We start from the raw sequence: 511 nt of genomic DNA, 5'->3' as shown, positions 1-511 counted from the left end.
TTCAACGGCGAGGGCGGCGAATGGGACGCCACCGTGACCCGCATGGGCCGTCAGGATGTGGACCTGCGCATCGGCGCGCACCAGCCTGGCGACCGCGAGTTGGCCTGCCCAGAGCGCCGACGGCCTGCTGGACAACGCCAGCGCGGTGGGTGGCTACCTCAAGAGCGCCCTGCAGACCGCGCTGGGCGGGCAGCCCGGCGTCAAGGAGGTGCGCGGTGAGGGGCTGATGCTGGGCATCGAGCTGGACCGCCCTTGCGGCGCCATCCTGACCCGCGCGATGGAAGCCGGCCTGCTGCTGTCCGTCACCGCCGACAGCGTGGTGCGCCTGCTGCCGCCGCTGATCTTCAGCCGCGAGAACGCCGACGAGGTGCTGTCCATCCTCGTGCCGCTGATCAAGAACTTCCTGTCGGAGACCCAGGCATGAAACCGGGTTACAGCCTCATGCGCCACTACCTGCAATTCAAGGACTTCCGGGCCGAGGAATACGCCTATCTGTTCGAGCGCGCCCGCG

At 68.7% G+C, this 511-nt stretch carries 1 pseudogene; it reads left to right on the top strand.

Going from position 1 to position 511, the window contains the following annotated elements:
- Positions 1–118 precede the first annotated feature (118 nt).
- Positions 119–424, top strand: a pseudogene (locus tag I73_RS12925) (aminotransferase class III-fold pyridoxal phosphate-dependent enzyme); the annotation flags it as partial.
- Positions 425–511 lie beyond the last annotated feature (87 nt).

It is taken from the genome of Ideonella sp. B508-1, assembly GCF_000333615.1.
Classification (GTDB): Bacteria; Pseudomonadota; Gammaproteobacteria; order Burkholderiales; family Burkholderiaceae_C; genus Ideonella.
This window is presented reverse-complemented; position numbering and strand designations above follow the sequence as displayed.